Origin of the sequence: Caulobacter sp. AP07 (genome assembly GCF_000281955.1) — a bacterium.
Classification (GTDB): Bacteria; Pseudomonadota; Alphaproteobacteria; order Caulobacterales; family Caulobacteraceae; genus Caulobacter.
Window position 1 is genome coordinate 1 of the sequence record NZ_AKKF01000176.1, and the last position, 18,468, is coordinate 18,468.

Consider the following 18,468-nt stretch of genomic DNA (forward strand, 5'->3'; position numbering starts at 1 on the left):
CGGCGGCCGCGCTGGCCGTGCTGGCGATGACGGGGTTGTCCGTGGGGACGCCGGCGACGGCGGCCGTGGTGCTGGCGATGTTCGCCGCGGTTTCGGCCACGCTGGCGGCGGTGGTGGCGGTTTCGGCCGCGGCGTCGCTGGCGGCGTCCTGCTTCTGGGTCGAGACGATCTTGGCGCCGCCGAAGGTCAGGGCGCTCAGACCGGTCAGGGCCAGGACGTTGGTCGTCAGGCCGATCCCGCCGATGAAGTCGGGCCCCAGCACCTGGTATCGCAGCACCAGCGTCGCCCCGTAGGCGACGGCGACGACGCCGAACCACAGGGCCAGCTGGCACTGGGAGTTGCTCAGGCGGCCGTCGTGGCCGACCAGGAACCTCTGCGGCCTGCCCCGGGTGGCCAGACTGACGAACAGCCCCAGAAGGACGACGACGCCGGCGACGGCGCCGATCAGGACCGGGGTCGCCACCGGGCGGGCGATCCGCGAAATGCCGACGATGCGCGTCGGGTTCACGGGGTCGTCGACATTGACCCAGATCCGGTCGCCCTTCCTGGCCCCGGCCTGGAGCGCCAGCTTGTCCTCGGGCCGGGCCACCGGCAGCGTCACGGGCTGATAGGGGCCGTCGGGCTGGAGGGTGAGCTGGTCGAAGTTGGCGGCCTTGGCCCCCTTCTGGACGCCGATCTCCAGGATCACGCCCTGAAACTGCGTGGGCGACAGCTCGGGCGTGTTCGGCGCGGGCGGCGGGTCCGCCGGCGGGGCCGCCGCCTCGGCCGGAACGTCGGCGGCCGGCGCGGCGGCGTGGGCCGTCGTCCCGGCGGCCAGCAGGCAGGCGAGGGCGCAGGCCGCGGCCAGGCGCCGGGATGTCGTGAACGGTTTCATCGTGTCCTCCCCAAACGCAATGATCGGTTATCGACGGATGACGGCGTTCGAGCCCGTTCGGGCGGCTACGCGTAAAGATTGCAGGCTAGAATGGCTCAGCTTTGATGACAAGTCCGTCGGCCGGGTGGGCGTCCGGCTCGGCGGGACGGCCCCGCGATCGCTTCCGGCCCGTGACAGAACTTCGTTCACCGTCCATAACGGCCACGTTCAGCCTCTATTCAGCCGCGAGGCTCTAAAACCGAATCCATGAAGCCGATCCACATCCTCTTCGCCGCCGTGCTGGCCGCCTCCGCCCTACCCGGCGTGGCGTCGGCGCAACGCGGCCCGGACTCGCTGGGCGCCGACTGGCGGGCCCGACAGGACCAGGCGCGTGGCGGCGTGCAGTCGGGCCAGCTGGTGCCGCTCAGCCGGGTGATCGAGCAGATCAGCCGCCGCACTCCGGGCCGTGTGCTGGACGCCGGCCTGGAAGGCCCCAACTATCGCGTACGCTGGGCCACCGCCGACGGCCGCCGCATCGACTTCATCGTCGACGCCCGCACCGGCCAGATCCTCAGCGCCGACTAGCGCCCACCCAGCGTTCAGAGACAAAGGTCCCTCATGCGTATCCTGCTTGTCGAAGACGATCCCGACCTGTCGCGCCAGCTGAAGCTGGCCCTGGGCGACGCGGGCTACGCCGTCGACCACGCGGCCGACGGCGAGGAAGCCCAGTTCCTGGGCGAAACCGAGCCCTATGACGCGGTGATCCTCGACCTGGGCCTGCCCAAGGTGGACGGGGTGTCGGTGCTGGAGCGCTGGCGGCGCGGCAACGTCGCCACGCCGGTGCTGATCCTCACCGCCCGCGGCTCGTGGAACGAGAAGGTCGCCGGCTTCGACGCCGGGGCCGACGACTACCTGACCAAGCCCTTCCACACCGAGGAGCTGCTGGCCCGCCTGCGCGCCCTGCTGCGCCGCTCGGCCGGCCACGCCTCGCCCAGCCTGACCTGCGGCGGCTTGCGCCTGGACCCGCGCGCCGCCCGGGCCAGCGTCAACGGCGAACCGCTGCGCCTGACCTCGCTGGAATACCGCCTGCTGCACTACATGATGATGCACCAGGGCCGGGTGATCGGCCGCACCGAGCTGGTCGAGCACCTGTACGACCAGGACTTCGACCGCGACTCAAACACCATCGAGGTGTTCATCGGCCGGCTGCGCAAGAAGCTGGGCAGCGAGCGCATCGAGACCGTGCGCGGCCTGGGCTATCGCCTGACGCCGCTGGAAGGTGAGACGACCGAGTGAATTTCGACAGGAGCGCCTGAGCCGTGTGGGACCTCGGCAAGCGATCGCTGGTCCGCCGGCTGGTGCTGCTGGCCGGAATCTGGAACGTCGTCGTGCTGCTGGTGGCCGGGGTGTTCCTGACCGCCCAGTTCCGCGATTCGGCGATCCGCCGCTTCGACGCGGCCCTGACGGTGCTGACCGACGACCTCTACGCCAGTTCCAGCGTCGAGGACGGGGTGGTCAAGGCGCCGTTCCTGACCGACATCCGCGCCACACGGGTCTATTCGGGCCGCTACTGGCAGATCCTCGAGATGCGTCCCGAGGGGACCCTGAAGATGATCGACCAGTCGCGGTCGCTGTTCGATAGCTCGCTGACCATCCCGAAGGTCCAGGCAGAACGCCTGGCCGCCGATCCGGGCAAGACCCAGTTCTTCGACCTGATGGGGCCGCAGAACGCGCGGCTGCGCGCCGCCGCCATCCTGACCCGCCTGCCGGGCTATCCGCGTCCGGTGGTGTTCATCGCCGCCGAGGACCGCGCGCCGATCGACCGCGACGCCGACATCTTCGCCCGCAACACCGCCATCGCCCTGATCCTGCTGGGCGCCGGCCTGGTCTCGGCGGTGGTGATCCAGGTGCGGGTCGGGCTGCTGCCGCTGTTCCGGCTGCGGCGGGAGCTGGGCTCGGTGCGCCGGGGCAAGGCCGAGCGGCTGCAAGGGCTCTATCCCGAGGAGCTGGAGCCGCTGGCCGTCGAGCTGAACGCCCTGCTGGCCCACAACCAGGAGGTCGTCGAGCGCCAGCGCACCCACGTCGGCAACCTGGCCCACGCCCTGAAGACCCCGCTGTCGGTGATGCTGACCGAGGCCAACCAGCAGCCGGGGACCCTGGCCGAGGTGGTCGAGCGCCAGGCCGCGACCATGCGCGAGCAGGTCGACCACCACCTGCGCCGGGCCCGGGCCGCCGCCCGCTCCCAGACCTCGGGCGAGCGCACGCCGGTCGAGCCGATCCTCGACGAATTGGCGGTGACCCTGGAGCGGATCTTCCAGGACAAGGGCGTCGAGATCGACTGGCGCTGCCCCGAGACCCTGTGCTTCCAGGGCGAGCGCCAGGACTTCATGGAGCTGGCCGGCAACGTCATGGAGAACGCCGGCAAGTGGTGCCGGGCCAAGGTGCGGGCCGAGGCGGTGGCCAGCTCGCCCGAACGGATGACCCTGACGGTGGACGACGACGGCCCCGGCCTGCCGCCCGACCGCTGGGCCGACGCCCTCAAACGCGGCCAGCGGATGGACGAGCACACGCCGGGCTCGGGCCTGGGCCTGTCGATCGTCGACGAACTGGCGCGGGCCTATGGCGGCTCGGTGACGCTCGGCGCCTCGCCGCTGGGCGGGCTGCGGGTGACGCTGGTGCTGCCGCGGTCGGAGGGGTGATTTCTCGCTTGCCCCCACGGTCGTCATCCCCCGCTTTATGCGGGGGACCCAAGCTGAGCTTGACGACCTGGCCGACCCCGCTTGGGTCCCCCGAACAAGTCGGGGGATGACGACCGTGGGGGCATGGCCGATTCCCCCAGCGCCCTGCCCGAATCTGAAACGGCGTAACCCCTCACCCTCCCACGCCTGCGGCGCGGGCCCCTCCCTCTCCTTATAGGAGAGGGGCGGTTTCCGCGTCTCAACCTGACATCCCCAGCGACCTTTCGACGCTGCCTCCGCGCCTGCAAAAACTCATGGTTTCGGAAAGTCTTAACCTCGTTGGCAACATGGTTGACGCGGCCCGTCTTGGGCTGGTCCAGCGGGGGGTTATGGCCGGGATCGCCGCCGACAAGTTGCTGATGGTCCGGAAGTTGGTGGAAACCTCTCCCGACGCCGCGCTGCGCAGCCTGGAGCTCGCCCTGTCCGGTCCGGCCGGCGGGCAGGGCGCCCTGGCGGCCGTGCGCCGGCTGGTCGAGGACGAGACCGCCGCCCGCTATGTCCGCAACAGCGTCCTGGCTCCGATCGCGCCGCTGTGCGCCGTCCGCGACACCGAACAGACCTCGTTCCCGCCCCGTGTCCTGTCCCTGCTGTGGGAGGCCCTGCGGACCGTGGCCCCGCGCCAGGTCGAGGAGGCCGCGGCGCGCTGCAATCCGTGGGACCTGGAACAGGGCCCGCCCGACGTCTTCAACGCGCTTTGCAAGGTCGCCGCCCAGGGCGTGCGCGCCCAGGCGGTCCCCGCCTTCGTGGTGCTAGACCAGATCTGCGACGTCGACGAACTGGCCTCGTGCCTGGAGCTGTCGGCCATCGTCCGCTCGGCCCTGCCCAAGCTGTCGGAATGGGTCAGCCGGATGAGCGAGGAGCGGGCCTCGTCGGCCCGCCTGGCCTATAACGACGCGTGCAACATCCGCCCCGACGCCGGGCCGCTGCTGTTCGAGATGCTGGCGGCGCACCTGCCCGACGACTGGCGGATCCTGCGGGTGATCTCGGCGGTCATGGACCGGCCGGGCGACCGCTTCTGGGCCTCGTCCGAGGTCAGCGTGTTCGGCGAGCGGGTGCTGGCCGACATCGAGAAGAGCATCGACCTGGTGCGCGGTTTCGACGCCGACAAGGGCGAGGCCGAGGGGCGCAGGGCGGCCCTAGCCGCCCAGAAGATGTCGCAGCAGATCACCGAGTTCGAGCAGTCGGTGGCCCTGCACCGGGACGGTCCGTGGGGCCGGCGGATCGCCAAGCACAAGCTGGCCATCGCCCAGGCCGTCGAGAGCCGGATGAACGTGGCCGAGAAGGAACTGCTGGCCACCCTGCCGCTGCGGCCGATCTCGATCCTCGGCGGCAAGAACGGCAAGGGCGTGCCGCTGCTGGCCGCCGAGCCGGACGAGCGACAGGCTCGCCGGATGACCGCCATCCTGGCCTTCGTGGCCGACATCCGCGCCTGCGCCGCCCACAGCGGCTACGGGGCCAGCCGGACCAAGGTGCTGGAAAAGCTCAACGGCCGCCTGGACCAGTATATCGAGGACATCCTCTACGTGGTCCGCACCGGCGAGGGCGGCGACCGGGCGATCGCCCAGCGCTATCTCGACCTGGCCGCCGGCTTCATCGCCTACAGCCGCGACGAGAAGACCGCCGAGATCGTTCGCCGCCGCGCCGCCGCGGCGATGGCGGCCGCGGCCTAGGGGCCGGGCCCCGGACCCGCCCGCCCTTACGCGCTTTTTTCGCTAACGGCCGTCGCCATTCCCCGTTAACACGCGCGCATGATCGCTTTCTGGATCGCCGCGGCGGGATTGTCGGCCGTCGTCGCCGCCCTGGTGCTGCGCGGCGCCGCGCGCGCGTCCATGGTCATGGACGCGGGGGGCGGCGACGACGCCAGCCTGGCCGTGCACCGCCGGCAACTGTCCGAGATCGACGACCTGGCCGAGCGCGGCCTGCTGGCCGACGCCGAGCTGAAGGCCGCCCGCGCCGAGGCCGGCCGCCGGCTGATCGCCGCCGCCGACCACCAGCAGGCCTGGCCGGCCTCGGGTCCCAAGGCCCGGCCCCTGGTGCTGTTCGCGGCGTTCCTGGCCCCGGTGTGCGCCCTGGCCGCCTACCTGTTCATCGGCGTTCCCGGCCTGGCCGACCAGCCCTACCTCAAGCGCGTGGCCCAGTGGCGCCAGACCCCCCTGTCGCAACTGCAGCCCGAGCAGATCGCGGCCGTGCTGCAGGAGACGGCGCGCGCCAAGCCGAACGACCCGCAACTCTTCCGGCTCCTGGCCCTGACCCGCTTCCAGGCGGGCGACGCGACCGGCGCCGCCCAGGCCTTGCGTCACGCCGTCAGGCTGGCCCCCGACCGGGTCGACCTGTGGGTCGGGCTTGGCGAGGTGCTGGTCGCCGAGGACCAGGGCGAGGTCGGGACCGACGCCCGCCGCGCTTTCGCCGAGGCCCTGCGCCGCGACCCCGCCAATGTCAGCGCCCGCTACCACCTGGCCAAGGGCCGGATCGCCGACGGCGACCTGGCGGGCGGCCTGGCCGACTGGCGCGCCCTGCTGGCGACCTTGCCGGCCGACGACCCGCGCCGCGCCGCCTTCGGCGACGAGATCGCCCAGACGGAAGCCCGCGGTAGCCTCGCCCCGACCGGCGCGCCGTCCGAACAGGCCGCCGCGCCGGCGACGGGCGACCAGCCCGAGGTCGAGACTTTCATTCAAGGCATGGTCGCCAGCCTGGCGGCCAGGCTCGAGGCCAATCCCGACGACGCCGACGGCTGGGTGAAGCTGGTGCGGGCCTACGCCGTGCTCGGCGACACCGCCCACCGCGACGCCGCCCTGGCCAAGGCCCAGGCCCGCTTCCACGACCAGCCCAAGGTGCTGGCCGCCCTGCGCCAGGCCGCCCAGACGCCGCGTTCGGCGCAGGTCGCCCCAACCAGGAGCGCCCCATGAGTTTCCTGCCCAAATCCCGCAAGGCGCGCCGCCGCCTGACCGTCCTGGCGGTCGCCGCCCCGGTCGTCGCCCTGGCCGTGGGCCTGGCCCTGTGGGGCATGCGCGACGCCATCTCGCTGTTCTACACCCCCTCCCAGGCCGCCGCCGTCCACGTGCCCGCCGGGCGCAAGGTGCAGCTGGGCGGGCTGGTCCAGGCCGGCAGCGTGGTCAAGCATCCGGACGGCAGGGTCGAGTTCGTGGTCGCCGACCAACGCTCCACCAGCCTGGTGCGCTTCCAGGGCGACCTGCCCGACCTGTTCCGCGAGGGCCAGGGCATCGTCGCCGCCGGGGCCTTCGACGAGTCCGGCGCCTTCGTCGCCAAGCAGGTGCTGGCCAAGCACGACGAGCGCTACATGCCGCGCGAAGTGTCCAAGGCGCTGAAGGAACAGGGCGAATGGCGCGGGGACGGCGGCAAACCCTCCTACGAGGGCTACAAGCCGGGGAAGCCGACATCGTGAGCATGCTCCTTCACCTTCCTTCTCCCCTTGCGGGAGAAGGTGGCCTGCGAAGCAGGTCGGATGAGGGGTTGCGCCGGCGCTTCCGTGCGCGGCTGACCGCGTCTTCGACCCCTCATCCGTCGCTTCGCGACACCTTCTCCCGCAAGGGGAGAAGGGGAGCCCGCCCATGATCACCGAATTCGGGGCCTATGCCCTTGTCGTGGCCCTGGTGCTGTCGGCGCTGCAGATGGTGCTGTCGGCGGTGGGCGGGGCGCGGCGGATGGCGATCCTGGCCGGGGCCGGGCAGGGCGCGGCCCTGGGCGCGTTCCTGTGCGTGGCCCTGACCTTCCTGGCCCTGGTCCACGCCTTCGTGGTCTCCGACTTCTCGCTGGCCAATGTCGCGGCCAATTCCCACACCGCCAAGCCGATGCTCTACAAGGTGGCCGGGGCCTGGGGCAGCCACGAGGGCTCGATGCTGCTGTGGTGCCTGGTGCTGACCGGCTACGGCGCGGCCATGGCGGTCTACGGCAAGGCCCTGCCGCCGCGCCTGCGGGCCTATGCGGTGGCTGTCCAGGGCGCGCTGGGCGTGCTGTTCCTGGCCTATACCGTCTTCGCCTCCAACCCGATGGCCCGGCTGCTGGACGTTCCGGTTGAGGGGGCGTCGCTCAATCCGCTGCTGCAGGACCCGGCGTTGGCCTTCCATCCGCCGTTCCTCTACTGCGGCTATGTCGGCTTCTCGGTGGTGTTCTCGTTCGCCATGGCCGCCCTGATCGAGGGCCGGGTCGACGCGGCCTGGGCCCGCTGGGTGCGGCCCTGGACCCTGGCGGCCTGGAGCTTCCTGACCGTCGGCATCACCCTGGGCGCCTTCTGGGCCTATTACGAGCTGGGCTGGGGCGGCTGGTGGTTCTGGGACCCGGTCGAGAACGCCAGCTTCATGCCGTGGCTGATCGGCACCGCCCTGCTGCACTCGGCCGTGGTGCTGGAAAAGCGCGGGGCCCTGCCGGGCTGGACGGTGTTCCTGGGCCTGGCGGCCTTCACCTTCTCGATGCTGGGCGCCTTCCTGGTGCGCTCGGGGGTGCTGACCAGCGTCCACGCCTTCGCCGTCGACCCGGCCCGCGGCGTGCTGCTGCTGACCATCATGGGGATCGCGGCCGGGTCGGGCTTCGCCCTGTTCGCCCTGCGCGCCCCCAGCCTGAACGCCGGCGGCCTGTTCGCCCCGGTCAGCCGCGAGAGCGCCATCGTCCTCAACAACATCATCCTGTCGACGGCCACGGCCGTGGTGCTGGTCGGCACCCTGTTCCCGCTGATCCGCGAGGCCGTGGACGGCGAGGCGGTGTCGGTGGGGCCGCCGTTCTTCAACATGACCTTCGTCCCGCTGATGGTGCTGGCCATGGCCGTGTTGCCGGCCGGGCCGCTGCTGGCCTGGAAGCGCGGCGACGCGCGGCTGGTGACGCGCCGGCTGTGGCTGGCCCTGGCCTGCGCCGCGATCCTGGGCCTGGTGGCCTTCGCCGTCGTCGCCCCGCGCAGCGCCCTGGCCAGCGCGGGCCTGGCCCTGGGCGTCTGGCTGGTTGGCGGCGCGCTGCTGGAGCTGGCCGAGCGGGTGAAGGCCTTCCGCGCCCCCTGGGCCGAGGTCCGCCGCCGGGCCACGGGCCTGCCGCGCGGCGCCTGGGGAACGACCCTGGCCCATGCGGGCCTGGGCCTGTTCGTGCTGGGCGCGTCGTTCGAGACCACCTGGCGGGTCGAGGCCGCCCAGGCGCTGGGCGTCGGCGGCCAGCTGAAGCTGGGCGCCTATGAACTGGCCCTGACCGACGTCGGGACCGTCGAGGGCGCCAACTACATCGCCGAGCGCGGCGTCGTGAAGATCACCCGGGGCGGCGCCGCGATCTGCACCGCCACCCCCGAGCGCCGTTTCTACCCCACCGGCCGCCAGACCACCTCGGAGGTGGCGATCTGCCCGCGGGCGCTGGACGACCTCTACGTGGTGCTGGGCGAACGCCGGGCGGGCGCCGACGGCCAGCCGGCCTGGCTAGTGCGGGCCTTCGTCAATCCGTGGGTGCGGCTGATCTTCCTGGGTCCGCTGGTCATGGCCCTGGGCGGGTTGATCTCGCTGTCGGACCGGCGGCTGCGGTTCGGCGTGGCCAAGCGCGCGGAGAATGCGGCGTGAGGCGGCTGCTGGCCATCCTCGCCGCCGTCGCCTGCCTCGCCGGGGCCGCCGCCGACCCGGCCGATCGCCTGCCCGACCCCGCCCAGGAGGCCCGGGCCCGGGCGATCTTCCGCGAGGTCCGCTGCCTGGTCTGCCAGAACGAGTCGATCGACGATTCCGAAGCCGCCCTGGCCGGCGATCTGCGCTCCATCGTGCGCGACCAAGTGAAGCAGGGTCGCAACGACTCCCAGATCCGGGCGTTCCTGGTCGAGCGCTACGGCGAGTTCGTGCTGCTCAAGCCGCCGTTCTCGCCGGGCAACGCCCTGCTTTGGGCAACGCCCGTTGTCGCCTTGGTTTTAGGCGCCGTGCTGATGATCGTGCTGCTGCGTCGCCGGGCGGCGCCGTCGCCCGCCGGCGAGGACCCCGAAGCGTTGTCCCAGGCCGAAGAGGCGCGACTCCAGGTGCTGTTGAAGGACGAATGACACGATTGCGCCGCGAAGACGCGCCAAGACTATCTTGAGCGTGGCGGAAAGATCAGTCGAAGACCATTGCGCGTTTCGTCAACGCAACTAGGTTCTCAAGCCAAGGACCCGGCGCCGCGCGCCGTGGGTGAGGAAAGACGTAAGATGGCTGCTAGGAAGTCTGGTTTCTTTGTCGGTGCGGTGGCCGGCGCGGGCGTGGCCTGCGCGGCCCTGGCCGGGGTTGGCATGCGTATGGCTCCGGCGGGCGCCGCCGAACCGGCCCAGGTGGTCCGCACCTCGGGCGCCTCGGGCGCTCCGGCCCCGATGTTCGCGCCGCCGCCCGGCGCGCCCCTGTCGTTCGCCGACATCTTCGAACAGGTCTCGCCCGCCGTGGTGCAGATCGACGTGACGTCCAAGGCCGCCGCCGCGCCGAAGCTGCGCATCCCGGGCCTGGAAGGCTTCGACATCGTGCCGCGCGGCCAGAAGCCGGGCGACGACGGCGAGGAAACCCCCGGTCCCAAGCAGCAGTCCTCCGGTTCGGGCTTCTTCATCTCGGCCGACGGTTACCTGGTCACCAACAACCACGTGGTCGCCGACGCCGACGCCGACGGCATCAACGTGGTGCTGAAGGACGGTCGCGAACTGAAGGCCACCATCGTCGGCCGCGACGAGGGCACCGACCTGGCCGTCCTGAAGGTGGTCGATCCCAAGGCCAAGGGCGCGGCGTTCCCGTATGTGAACTTCGAGAACCAGGCCAAGCCGCGGGTCGGCGACTGGGTGATCACCATCGGCAACCCGTTCGGCCTGGGCGGCACCGCCACGGCCGGGATCATTTCGGCCTATAACCGCGACCTGGGCGACAGTTCGTCGACCTTCGTCGACTACATCCAGATCGACGCGCCGATCAACCGCGGCAACTCGGGCGGCCCGTCGTTCGACATCTACGGCCGGGTGATCGGGGTCAACACCGCGATCTTCTCGCCGACCGGCGGCTCGGTGGGCATCGGCTTCGCCATCCCCGCCGACGTGGCCGAGGCCACCGCCAAGGCGCTGATCAGCGGCGGCAAGGTGGTGCGCGGCTATATCGGCGCCCAGATCCAGCCCTTCACCAAGGAAATGGCCGAAGCCCAGGGCCTGGGCGACGTCAAGGGCGCGATCGTCGCCGACCTGGTGGCCGGCGGCCCCGCCCAGAAGGGCGGGCTGATGGCCGAGGACGTGATCACCGCCGTCAACGGCGTCAACATCAAGAGCGGCTCGGAACTGACCCGCGAAGTGGCCAAGGGCCGTCCGGGCGACACCCTGAAGCTGTCGGTCCTGCGCGGCGGCAAGCCCCGCACGGTCGACATCAAGTCGGGTGTCCGTCCGACCGAGAAGGAACTGTCGCTCAACGACGACGACACCGACGAGAACGGCGCCGAGGCTCCGGCCAAGCCGCAGGTCCAGAAGTCGGACGCCCTGGGCCTGACCCTGGCTCCGATCGACGACGCGGCCCGCCGCACCTACAGCATCGATCCCGCTGTGCGTGGCCTGCTGATCGACGGCGTCAAGGCCAGCTCCGACGCCGGCGAGAAGGGCCTGCGCAAGGGCGACGTCCTGACCAGCATCAACGGCGAGCCCGTCGCCAACGCGACCCAGGTCGCCTCGGCGGTGGACGCGGCCAAGAAGCTGCAGCGTCCCAGCGTCAACCTGCGGATCATCCGCGCCGGTCGTCCGACGATCGTGCCGCTGAAGATCGCTCCGTAGGGGAACGCCGATACGCGGGGGCTTTCGCCCGCGCGCGGATCACGTCACCATCCGTGCCGTGACGACGAACACGACGGGGGCGTCATCGATTCGGTGACGCCCCCTTTTCGTGCATCTAGGGGCCTGGAATGCGTATCCTGATCATCGAGGACGACCTGGAAGCCGCCGCGGCCATGAGCCACGGCCTGACCGAGGCGGGCTATGCGTGCGTGCACGCCCCCGACGGCGAGGCCGGCCTGGCCGAGGCCGGCAAGGGCGACTTCGACGTGCTGATCGTCGATCGCATGATGCCCAAGAAGAACGGCGTCGAGGTGGTCGAGACCCTGCGCCGCGAGGGCGACAACACCCCGGTGCTGTTCCTCTCGGCCCTGGGCGAGATCAACGACCGCGTGATCGGGCTGAAGGCCGGGGCCGACGACTATCTGGTCAAGCCCTACGCCTTCGCCGAGCTGATCGCCCGGGTCGAAGCCCTGTCGCGGCGTCGCGAGACGGGCTCGGTGGCCACGACCCTGAAGGTCGGCGAGCTGGAGATGAACCTGATCAACCGCACGGTTCATCGCCAGGGCAAGGAAATCGACCTCCAGCCCCGCGAGTTCCAGCTGCTGGAGTTCATGATGCGCCACGCCGGCCAGTCGGTGACCCGCACCATGTTGCTGGAGAAGGTGTGGGAATACCACTTCGACCCGCAGACCAACGTCATCGACGTGCACATTTCCCGGCTGCGATCCAAGATCGACAAGGGGTTCGATCGCGCCATGCTGCAGACCGTGCGCGGGGCGGGCTACCGGCTCGATCCGTAGGCGGCCCATGCTTGGGTGGTCGCGCGGGGCTGTGGTAGGCTAGGGACCATGAACAAGCTGACCCAGCCCGTTCCCGAGGATGAGGACGACTTCGGCGCGGAGCTTTCCGAGGCCGAACTTGAAGCCTGGTTCGAACGCAACAAAGAGCCTCTGAAGGACGCTCTTCAAGTCGCGCGTGACCAGATCGCGCGCGGCGAGTACGCCGAATTCGATATCGAAGACATCATCGCTGAAGGTCGCGCACGGTTCGCGGCGTCCAAGAAGCAGGCCTGATTACGGAAGATGGCGCGGTTTGTTATTACCGCTGCCGCGAGGGCCGACCTGTTGCGAATCTTTGATTGGATCAGCACACACAGCGGCGAGGATCGTGCGGTGGCCGTGATGCGGCGATTGAACGCCAGCATCAAACGCCTGGCGTCCTTTCCGAAGATCGGACCCGTGGCAAGGGGTATCGATGGAGCCGAACGTCGCCATAGCGTTCGACCCTGGACAATATTCTATCGACCGTTGACCGATGGTGGTGTCGAGATCATGCGCGTTTTCGACAGCCGCCAAGACATTGCCGCCCTAACGGGCAAGAAGAGCTAGCCCATGCGCCTGCCGCGCCTGATCCGATCGACGCCGTTCCGGCTGACCCTGCTGTTCCTGGCCCTGTTCGCGGCGGCCGCCAGCGCGTTCCTCGGCTACATCTACATCGCCACCGCCGGCGAGGTGAACCGCCGCGCCGACGCCGACATCACCCGCGAGATGGAAAGCCTGGAAGCCGCCTATCGGGTGGGCGGGATCAACGCCCTCAACCAGACCATCGTCGAGCGCGCCACGGGCGAGCGGCCGTTCCTCTATCTGCTGCTCGACAAGGACGGCAAGCGGATCTCCGGCTCGATCGAGGAGTCGCCGATCGACGACTTCCAGGGCCCGGGCCCGACCTGGGAGACCTTCAAGCTCACCGAGACCGACATCGACGGCGCCGAGGTCAAGCGCTCGGCGCGTGGCGTGCAGGAGCGGCTGACCGGCGGCGAGGCCCTGTTCGTCGGGGCCGACGTCCAGGAGTCCGAAGGCTATGTGATGAAGATCGTCCGCGCCCTCCAGGGGGCGGCGGTGCTGGTCATCATCCTGGGCCTGGCCGGCGGGGTGATCGTCAGCCGCAACGTCAGCCGCAGCATGCAGGGCCTGGTCGACCTGGTGAACGCCGTGCGGGCCGGCGACCTGCACGCCCGCGCCAAGCTGCGGGGCACGCGCGACGAGTATGACGAGCTCTCCGAGGGGCTCAACGACATGCTCGACCGCATCGAGCGGCTGATGGGCGGCCTGCGCCACGCCGGCGACGCCATCGCCCACGACCTGCGCTCGCCGCTGACGCGCCTGCGGGCCCGCATGGAGGTCGCCCTGATCGACGCCGAGAACGGCAAGGGCGATCCGATGGCGGCCCTGGAGACGGCGCTGGTCGACGCCGACGGCGTGCTCAAGACCTTCAACGCCGTGCTGGCCATCGCCCGGCTGCAGGCGGCCGGCCAGGCCCCAGACCAGAGCCTCTTCGACTCCAGCGAACTGGCCTCGGACATGGCCGAGCTCTACGAGGCCAGCTGCGAGGACAAGGGCCTGGACTTCAAGGCCGAAATCGTCCCGGCCCTGGGCGTGAAGGGCAATCGCGAGTTCATCGCCCAGGCCCTGGCCAACATCCTCGACAACGCCATCAAATACACCCCGACCGGCGGGGCGATCATGCTGCGCGCCCGGCGCAACTCGGCCGGCGAGCTGGAGTTCTCGGTCACCGACACCGGGCCCGGCGTGCCCGAGGAGGACCGCGGCCGCGTCGTCCAGCGCTTCGTGCGGCTGGAGAACAGCCGCAGCGAGCCGGGAGCGGGGCTGGGGCTGTCCCTGGTCCAGGCCGTGGCCGCCTCGCACGGCGGCCGGCTGGAGCTGGCCGAGGGGCCGGGCGTCTATGACGGTTTCGGCCCCGGCCTGCGGGTGGCCCTGGTGCTGCCGCGGGTGGAGTGACTTGTCAAAGATTGCCAACGACCATAGTTTTGGGCGTTGGAGGATGGCCCCATGGCGACGAAGAACGTCAATCTCACCGACCATTTCCACCGGTTCATCGACGCCAATGTCGAGACCGGACGCTTTCAGAACGCCAGTGAAGTTGTTCGCGAAGGCTTGCGGCTGCTGGAGCAGCGCCAGCGCGAGGATGACCTGAAGATCGAACACCTGCGCCAGGCCGTGGAGGCCGGACGCGAGGACGCCAGGCGCGGTCGTGTGCTGAGCGTCGCCGCCGGCGAGGTCGACACCTTCCTGGCGAGCCTGGGCCGGACGGGCCGCGCGGTCGATTGACGCCGCCGCGCGACCTCGAACTGACGCTCCTGGCGCGGGACGACATCGCTGACCTGCTTGACGCCAGCGTCGAGACTTTCGGGCCGATCGCGCGAGGCCGGCATGAAGTCTTGATCGCTGTGGCGCTGGCCGATGTATGCGGCGATCCGGGGCGGGCCGGCAGCGTCGAGCGCCCGGAGCTCGGCGAAGGGACAAGGACCTATCACCTGCGCCATAGCCGGGATCGGGCGAGAACCGAGCAGGGGAAGGTCGCCGAGCCCCGCCATCTGTTGGTCTATGAGTTGCCGGACGCCCGCCGCCTACGGGTTCTGCGCGTTCTCCACGAGGCGATGGATCTCGAGCGACATGTTCCGCGTCGGGATTTCTAGCGGCTTGGCGGCCGTCCATAGATCACGTCAAAGCACCGCTTCCGCCCCAGTTCCGTCGGACAAAATCCGGTCTCCTCGGAGCCCTCGCGGATGATCACGTAGCGGTCGCGCCTGCACTGCCACCACTCGTATTCGAAGTCCGTGGCGTGGTCCTGCTTGAACACCGGCGCGTCGCCCTGGGCGTAGAAGCGGGTCATGCCGGTCAGGCCGCCGAAGCTGCCCCAGCCGTTGACCAGGCCGCAGACCCGGCCGTCGCGCCGGGCCCACACCCGGCCCAGCTCCAGGGCGTGGGGCTGGTCCAGCCGGGCGATCAGCCGTGGCTTGACGCTGGCCCAGCGCACCCGCGCCATCGACCGGGCGGCGACCAGCCGGGCGCCCGAAGCCGGCCGCTTGGGCTCGACCTTCAGTTCGTACTGGATGACGTAGACGAGCATCAGCCCGACCCCGAAGACGATCAGGGCCATGACCGCCAGGTCGAAGGCCCGCACCGCCAGCGCCCGTCGCCGGGCCTTGGGGCCGCGCGTCGCGGGCATCCTGAGGACGAAGGTCATGGCCGGGGCCCCGCTCGGCTCCACGCCGGGCGTGGATTACATCTGTAGACTAGAAAAGTTACACATGTAATACGACTCGTCAAGGCGAAGGCGGAGAGCCGCCCCGACGCGCGGTCCTAGCGGTGGATGGTGGGCAGGTTGATGCCGTCGACGGGGGCCTCGGCGCGCAGGCGGCCGGGCCAGGTGACCTCGTGGTCCGGCAGGGGGCCGCGCGGCGTCACGGTCCAGACGCCGGCGGCGGTGACCAGGGCCAGCAGGGCGATCGCCGCCGCGCCGGCGGTCTGGCGGCGATGGCTGGGCTCGGGCCGGGCCAGCAGCCTGACCCGCAGCAGCAGCGGGTGGGCGGCCCAGAAGCAGGCCAGGGGCGAGCCGCCCCGCACGGTGTGGGCCTGGACCAGCGCCTGGGCGTAGGTGCGGCGCAGTTCCGGACGCAGGCCCAGCACGGTGGCGTCGCAGGCCATTTCCTGGTCGAGCCGGGCGCACAGCGCGCCGACATGGATCAGCGGGTTGCACCAGCCCAGCACCTGGACGCCGGCGATGGCCAGGTTGGCGATCGGGTCGCCGCGCTTGATGTGGGTGCGCTCGTGCAGGTCGATCATCCGCCGCGCCTCGGCGTCGAAACGTGCGGCGAAGTCGGCGGGCAGCACGATCCGGGGCCAGAAGACGCCCATCACCGCCGGACCCGCGCGCCCGGCCTGGGCTCGCGTGCGGAAGGCGCGTTCCTGCAGCAGGATGGCGGTGGCCAGGGCGACGGCGCCGACCAGCCAGGCGGCCAGCAGGGCGAAGGCGTGCTCCTCGCCCATCAGGGTCGGCGGCAGGCCTGAACCCAGGGTCTCCGACAGGCTGGGGAACACGCAGGCGATGGCCGCCACCGGCACCAGGGCCCACAGCCGGTAGGCCAGGCGGGCGCCGATCAGCCGGCGCACCGGTCCGCGCAGCAGCAGCACCAGGACCACGGCGGCCATGGCGGCCAGCTGGGCCCGCAACAGGGTCATCGCCAGGAGTTCAGCCACCATCGTCGAGATCCGCGATCAGCGTCTTCAGTTGCTTGATTTCGTCGGCCGACAGCGCGCGATGCTGGGCGAAATGCGCCACCAGCGGGGTCAGCTGGCCGTCGAACAGCCGGTTGAGCAGGCTCTGGCTCTCGGCCTGCACATAGTCGGCCCGCTGGATGACCGGCGCGTAGCGGGCCCGGCCCTCGATGCGGTCGGAACGGATCGCCTTGCGCTTCAGCAGGCGGTTGATCAGCGTCTTGACCGTGGCCTCGCCCCAGCCCTGCGGCTCGGCGACCTCGGCCATGATCTCGTCCACCGTCAGCGGCTGGCGGGACCAGAGCGCGTCCATGATGCGGCTCTCGGCCTGGGTGATGTTCATGGCGCCTCGCATCTTCGAACCGCAAGGATTACGCCTGTAACCTGAGCTGTCAAGCCGCGGTTAGGCCGCTCGCCGCCGCCGCGATCATGAGCAAGCTTTAACGCGGCGATCTCGCCGACCGATGGTACCCAGTTCGGGCTTTCAGGTCGGGGGGATGGGTGATGGATCGTCGGCGCTTTCTGGAGATGTCCATGGTCGGCGCGGCGTTCGCGCCCCTGGCGGTTCGGGCGCAGACGCCGCCGCCCGCCGCCCCGCCGCCGTTTCCGCCGGCCGACGCGCGCAGCGTCTGGCTGGTCGGCGACTCGGCCCCGCCCAATCCGGTCGCGAACACCCAGCGCCTTCTGGACCTGCTGCAGGCGCGACCCAAGATCCGCGAGGCCTATCTGTCCGGCGGCGCGACCGCCGAGCTGGAGGCCCGCTTCGCCACGCGGCTGGGCAAGGAGGACTGCGCCTTCCTCCCGACCGGCACCCTGGCCAATCACCTGGCCGTCCGCGTGCTGGCCGGCGACGCCTCGCGGGTGATCGTCCAGCGCGAAAGTCATCTCTATCGCGACGAGAGCGACGCCACCCAGCTGCTGTCGGGCCTCAACCTGGTGCCGCTGGCCGAGGGCCGCGCGGCCCCGACCCTCGCCGAGATCAAGGCGGCGGTCGACGAGGCCGAGAACGGCCCCTATCCGCTGCGGGTCGGGGCGATCTCGCTGGAGAGCCCGGTGCGCCGCGTGAAGGGCGAGATGATCGACCTGGCCCTGGTCCGCGAAATCTCGGCCTACGCCAAGGCCAAGACTATCAGGCTGCACCTGGACGGCGCGCGCCTGCTGCTGGCCCCGCCCGGCTACGACGTGGCGGGAACCGCGGCGCTGTTCGATACGGTCTATGTCTCGCTCTACAAGTACCTGGACGCGCCGTTCGGGGCGGTGCTGGCCGGCTCGAAGGCCGACATCGCCAAGGTCCGCGACCTGCGCCACCGGTTCGGCGGCACGATCTACCAGGGTTGGGAATGCGCCGTGCCGGCCCTGGCGGCGCTGGACGATTTCGACGCCCGCCACCGCGCCGCCTTCGCCGCCGCCGACCAGCTGTTCGCGGCGCTGAAGGCACAGGGCCTGGCGACCGTGAAGCCGGCGCCCAACGCCTCCAACATCCGCGAACTGGTGGTCAAGCCCAAGGTCGCCGAGGGCCTGTTCGACCGGATGCGGGTGGCGGGGGTGCGGATGCTGAAGCCCGAGGCCGGGGTGGTCGAGGTCTATGTCAACGACACCCTGACCCGGCGGCCGGTCGAGGAGTATGTGAGGCTGTTCGCGGGGTAGGGGGCGCCACCGCCCACGCCGCCGAGCGCCCCATGTCCACGCCCCTACGGTCGTCATCCCCCGACTTGTTCGGGGGACCCAAGCCGAGCTTGCCGATGGTCGCCAGGAACGCTGCTTGGCTGCTTGGGTCCCCCGCATAAAGCGGGGGATGACGACCGTGAGGGATGGCGGCAGAGGGGGTGACGGCAGGGGATGACGGTGGAGCGCCCCCGCGCCACAGTGCGCGCCATGACTCGCCTGCTCGAACGCCTCACCCCCTGCGGCCCCGTCGTCGATCCCAAGGCCGCCGAACGGGCGCATGAGGCGATCGGCAAGAAGGTCGGCGAGGCCATGCCGTTGGTCGAGGCCGCCTGGCCGGCCCTGGCGCCGGTGTTTTCCGCCTCGCCCTACCTGGCCGGCCTGGCGCGGCGCGACGGCCGGCGG

The 18,468-nt window shown here is 70.7% G+C and carries 21 protein-coding genes; 17 read left to right on the top strand and 4 right to left on the bottom strand.

Going from position 1 to position 18,468, the window contains the following annotated elements; genetic code table 11:
- On the bottom strand, positions 1-874 hold an 874-nt coding region (locus PMI01_RS15635), incomplete at its 3' end, for a hypothetical protein (protein ID WP_007670720.1).
- A gap of 246 nt (positions 875-1,120) precedes the next feature.
- On the opposite strand from PMI01_RS15635, the gene PMI01_RS15640 reads away from it, so the two are divergent.
- The 15 genes from PMI01_RS15640 to PMI01_RS15705 all read left to right on the top strand — a co-directional run bounded on the left by PMI01_RS15640 (position 1,121) and on the right by PMI01_RS15705 (position 14,816).
- On the top strand, positions 1,121-1,438 hold the full coding sequence (locus PMI01_RS15640; RefSeq protein ID WP_007670723.1) for a PepSY domain-containing protein: 318 nt from the start codon (positions 1,121-1,123) through the stop codon (positions 1,436-1,438).
- Positions 1,439-1,471: 33 nt separating this feature from the next.
- Positions 1,472-2,149: a response regulator transcription factor gene (locus tag PMI01_RS15645; protein ID WP_007670724.1), complete on the top strand. Its 678-nt coding sequence runs from the start codon at positions 1,472-1,474 to the stop codon at positions 2,147-2,149.
- A gap of 23 nt (positions 2,150-2,172) precedes the next feature.
- Positions 2,173-3,552, top strand: coding sequence for an ATP-binding protein (locus PMI01_RS15650; protein WP_007670727.1), 1,380 nt, complete (start codon positions 2,173-2,175; stop codon positions 3,550-3,552).
- Between the two features lie 368 nt (positions 3,553-3,920).
- Positions 3,921-5,261 (top strand): hypothetical protein, encoded by a 1,341-nt coding sequence (locus PMI01_RS15655; protein ID WP_035036555.1) that lies wholly within the window; start codon positions 3,921-3,923, stop codon positions 5,259-5,261.
- A 78-nt stretch (positions 5,262-5,339) separates the two neighbouring features.
- Entirely contained in the window at positions 5,340-6,497 is a 1,158-nt protein-coding gene (gene ccmI / locus PMI01_RS15660) for a c-type cytochrome biogenesis protein CcmI (protein ID WP_007670732.1), read from the top strand.
- Complete coding sequence (gene ccmE, locus PMI01_RS15665) at positions 6,494-6,994, top strand: cytochrome c maturation protein CcmE (RefSeq protein ID WP_007670743.1); 501 nt, start codon at positions 6,494-6,496, stop codon at positions 6,992-6,994. The genes ccmI and ccmE overlap by 4 nt, the downstream gene beginning before the upstream one ends.
- A gap of 166 nt (positions 6,995-7,160) precedes the next feature.
- Positions 7,161-9,137: a heme lyase CcmF/NrfE family subunit gene (locus PMI01_RS15670; protein ID WP_007670757.1), complete on the top strand. Its 1,977-nt coding sequence runs from the start codon at positions 7,161-7,163 to the stop codon at positions 9,135-9,137.
- Positions 9,134-9,598 (top strand): cytochrome c-type biogenesis protein, encoded by a 465-nt coding sequence (locus tag PMI01_RS15675; RefSeq protein ID WP_007670760.1) that lies wholly within the window; start codon positions 9,134-9,136, stop codon positions 9,596-9,598. Before PMI01_RS15670 ends, PMI01_RS15675 begins: the two co-directional genes overlap by 4 nt.
- Before the next feature lie 144 nt (positions 9,599-9,742).
- Positions 9,743-11,320, top strand: a complete 1,578-nt coding sequence (locus tag PMI01_RS15680; RefSeq protein ID WP_007670762.1) for a trypsin-like peptidase domain-containing protein — start codon at positions 9,743-9,745, stop codon at positions 11,318-11,320.
- 128 nt (positions 11,321-11,448) lie between these two features.
- Positions 11,449-12,120 (top strand): response regulator transcription factor, encoded by a 672-nt coding sequence (locus PMI01_RS15685; RefSeq protein WP_007670764.1) that lies wholly within the window; start codon positions 11,449-11,451, stop codon positions 12,118-12,120.
- Positions 12,121-12,168: 48 nt separating this feature from the next.
- Complete coding sequence (locus PMI01_RS15690; protein WP_007670766.1) at positions 12,169-12,393, top strand: hypothetical protein; 225 nt, start codon at positions 12,169-12,171, stop codon at positions 12,391-12,393.
- A 9-nt stretch (positions 12,394-12,402) separates the two neighbouring features.
- The gene (locus PMI01_RS26500; protein ID WP_081497697.1) at positions 12,403-12,708 is read left to right on the top strand and encodes a type II toxin-antitoxin system RelE/ParE family toxin; all 306 of its coding nucleotides are present in this window, start codon (positions 12,403-12,405) and stop codon (positions 12,706-12,708) included.
- Between the two features lie 3 nt (positions 12,709-12,711).
- Positions 12,712-14,118 carry a sensor histidine kinase gene (locus PMI01_RS15695; RefSeq protein WP_007670768.1) on the top strand — a complete coding sequence of 469 codons (1,407 nt, stop codon included), beginning with the start codon at positions 12,712-12,714 and terminating at the stop codon, positions 14,116-14,118.
- 51 nt (positions 14,119-14,169) lie between these two features.
- Positions 14,170-14,448, top strand: coding sequence for a type II toxin-antitoxin system ParD family antitoxin (locus PMI01_RS15700; RefSeq protein ID WP_007670778.1), 279 nt, complete (start codon positions 14,170-14,172; stop codon positions 14,446-14,448).
- Entirely contained in the window at positions 14,445-14,816 is a 372-nt protein-coding gene (locus PMI01_RS15705; RefSeq protein ID WP_202948091.1) for a type II toxin-antitoxin system RelE/ParE family toxin, read from the top strand. Before PMI01_RS15700 ends, PMI01_RS15705 begins: the two co-directional genes overlap by 4 nt.
- Here PMI01_RS15705 and PMI01_RS15710 read toward each other — a convergent pair.
- From PMI01_RS15710 to PMI01_RS15720, 3 genes are all read right to left on the bottom strand, one after another.
- The gene (locus PMI01_RS15710) at positions 14,813-15,367 is read right to left on the bottom strand and encodes a hypothetical protein (RefSeq protein ID WP_007670782.1); all 555 of its coding nucleotides are present in this window, start codon (positions 15,365-15,367) and stop codon (positions 14,813-14,815) included. The two genes, PMI01_RS15705 and PMI01_RS15710, sit on opposite strands and share 4 nt — an antisense overlap.
- 116 nt (positions 15,368-15,483) lie before the next feature.
- Entirely contained in the window at positions 15,484-16,383 is a 900-nt protein-coding gene (locus PMI01_RS15715; RefSeq protein ID WP_007670785.1) for a M56 family metallopeptidase, read from the bottom strand.
- Positions 16,373-16,741 (bottom strand): BlaI/MecI/CopY family transcriptional regulator, encoded by a 369-nt coding sequence (locus tag PMI01_RS15720; RefSeq protein WP_007670789.1) that lies wholly within the window; start codon positions 16,739-16,741, stop codon positions 16,373-16,375. Before PMI01_RS15720 ends, PMI01_RS15715 begins: the two co-directional genes overlap by 11 nt.
- A 161-nt stretch (positions 16,742-16,902) precedes the next feature.
- Between PMI01_RS15720 and PMI01_RS15725 the strand changes: the two genes are divergently transcribed.
- Together PMI01_RS15725 and PMI01_RS15730 are read left to right on the top strand one after the other, a co-directional pair.
- Entirely contained in the window at positions 16,903-18,045 is a 1,143-nt protein-coding gene (locus PMI01_RS15725; protein ID WP_157223797.1) for a threonine aldolase family protein, read from the top strand.
- 192 nt (positions 18,046-18,237) lie between these two features.
- On the top strand, positions 18,238-18,468 hold a 231-nt coding region (locus PMI01_RS15730), incomplete at its 3' end, for a hypothetical protein (protein WP_007670797.1).

Bases quoted from the DNA above. Each gene is read 5' to 3' on its own strand.
- PMI01_RS15640 (WP_007670723.1), top strand. From the start codon at position 1,121: ATGAAGCCGATCCACATCCTCTTCGCCGCCGTGCTGGCCGCCTCCGCC.
- PMI01_RS15645 (WP_007670724.1), top strand. From the start codon at position 1,472: ATGCGTATCCTGCTTGTCGAAGACGATCCCGACCTGTCGCGCCAGCTG.
- PMI01_RS15655 (WP_035036555.1), top strand. From the start codon at position 3,921: ATGGCCGGGATCGCCGCCGACAAGTTGCTGATGGTCCGGAAGTTGGTG.
- ccmI (WP_007670732.1), top strand. From the start codon at position 5,340: ATGATCGCTTTCTGGATCGCCGCGGCGGGATTGTCGGCCGTCGTCGCC.
- ccmE (WP_007670743.1), top strand. From the start codon at position 6,494: ATGAGTTTCCTGCCCAAATCCCGCAAGGCGCGCCGCCGCCTGACCGTC.
- PMI01_RS15670 (WP_007670757.1), top strand. From the start codon at position 7,161: ATGATCACCGAATTCGGGGCCTATGCCCTTGTCGTGGCCCTGGTGCTG.
- PMI01_RS15680 (WP_007670762.1), top strand. From the start codon at position 9,743: ATGGCTGCTAGGAAGTCTGGTTTCTTTGTCGGTGCGGTGGCCGGCGCG.
- PMI01_RS15685 (WP_007670764.1), top strand. From the start codon at position 11,449: ATGCGTATCCTGATCATCGAGGACGACCTGGAAGCCGCCGCGGCCATG.
- PMI01_RS15690 (WP_007670766.1), top strand. From the start codon at position 12,169: ATGAACAAGCTGACCCAGCCCGTTCCCGAGGATGAGGACGACTTCGGC.
- PMI01_RS26500 (WP_081497697.1), top strand. From the start codon at position 12,403: ATGGCGCGGTTTGTTATTACCGCTGCCGCGAGGGCCGACCTGTTGCGA.
- PMI01_RS15695 (WP_007670768.1), top strand. From the start codon at position 12,712: ATGCGCCTGCCGCGCCTGATCCGATCGACGCCGTTCCGGCTGACCCTG.
- PMI01_RS15700 (WP_007670778.1), top strand. From the start codon at position 14,170: ATGGCGACGAAGAACGTCAATCTCACCGACCATTTCCACCGGTTCATC.
- PMI01_RS15710 (WP_007670782.1), bottom strand. From the start codon at position 15,367: ATGACCTTCGTCCTCAGGATGCCCGCGACGCGCGGCCCCAAGGCCCGG.
- PMI01_RS15715 (WP_007670785.1), bottom strand. From the start codon at position 16,383: ATGGTGGCTGAACTCCTGGCGATGACCCTGTTGCGGGCCCAGCTGGCC.
- PMI01_RS15720 (WP_007670789.1), bottom strand. From the start codon at position 16,741: ATGAACATCACCCAGGCCGAGAGCCGCATCATGGACGCGCTCTGGTCC.
- PMI01_RS15725 (WP_157223797.1), top strand. From the start codon at position 16,903: ATGGATCGTCGGCGCTTTCTGGAGATGTCCATGGTCGGCGCGGCGTTC.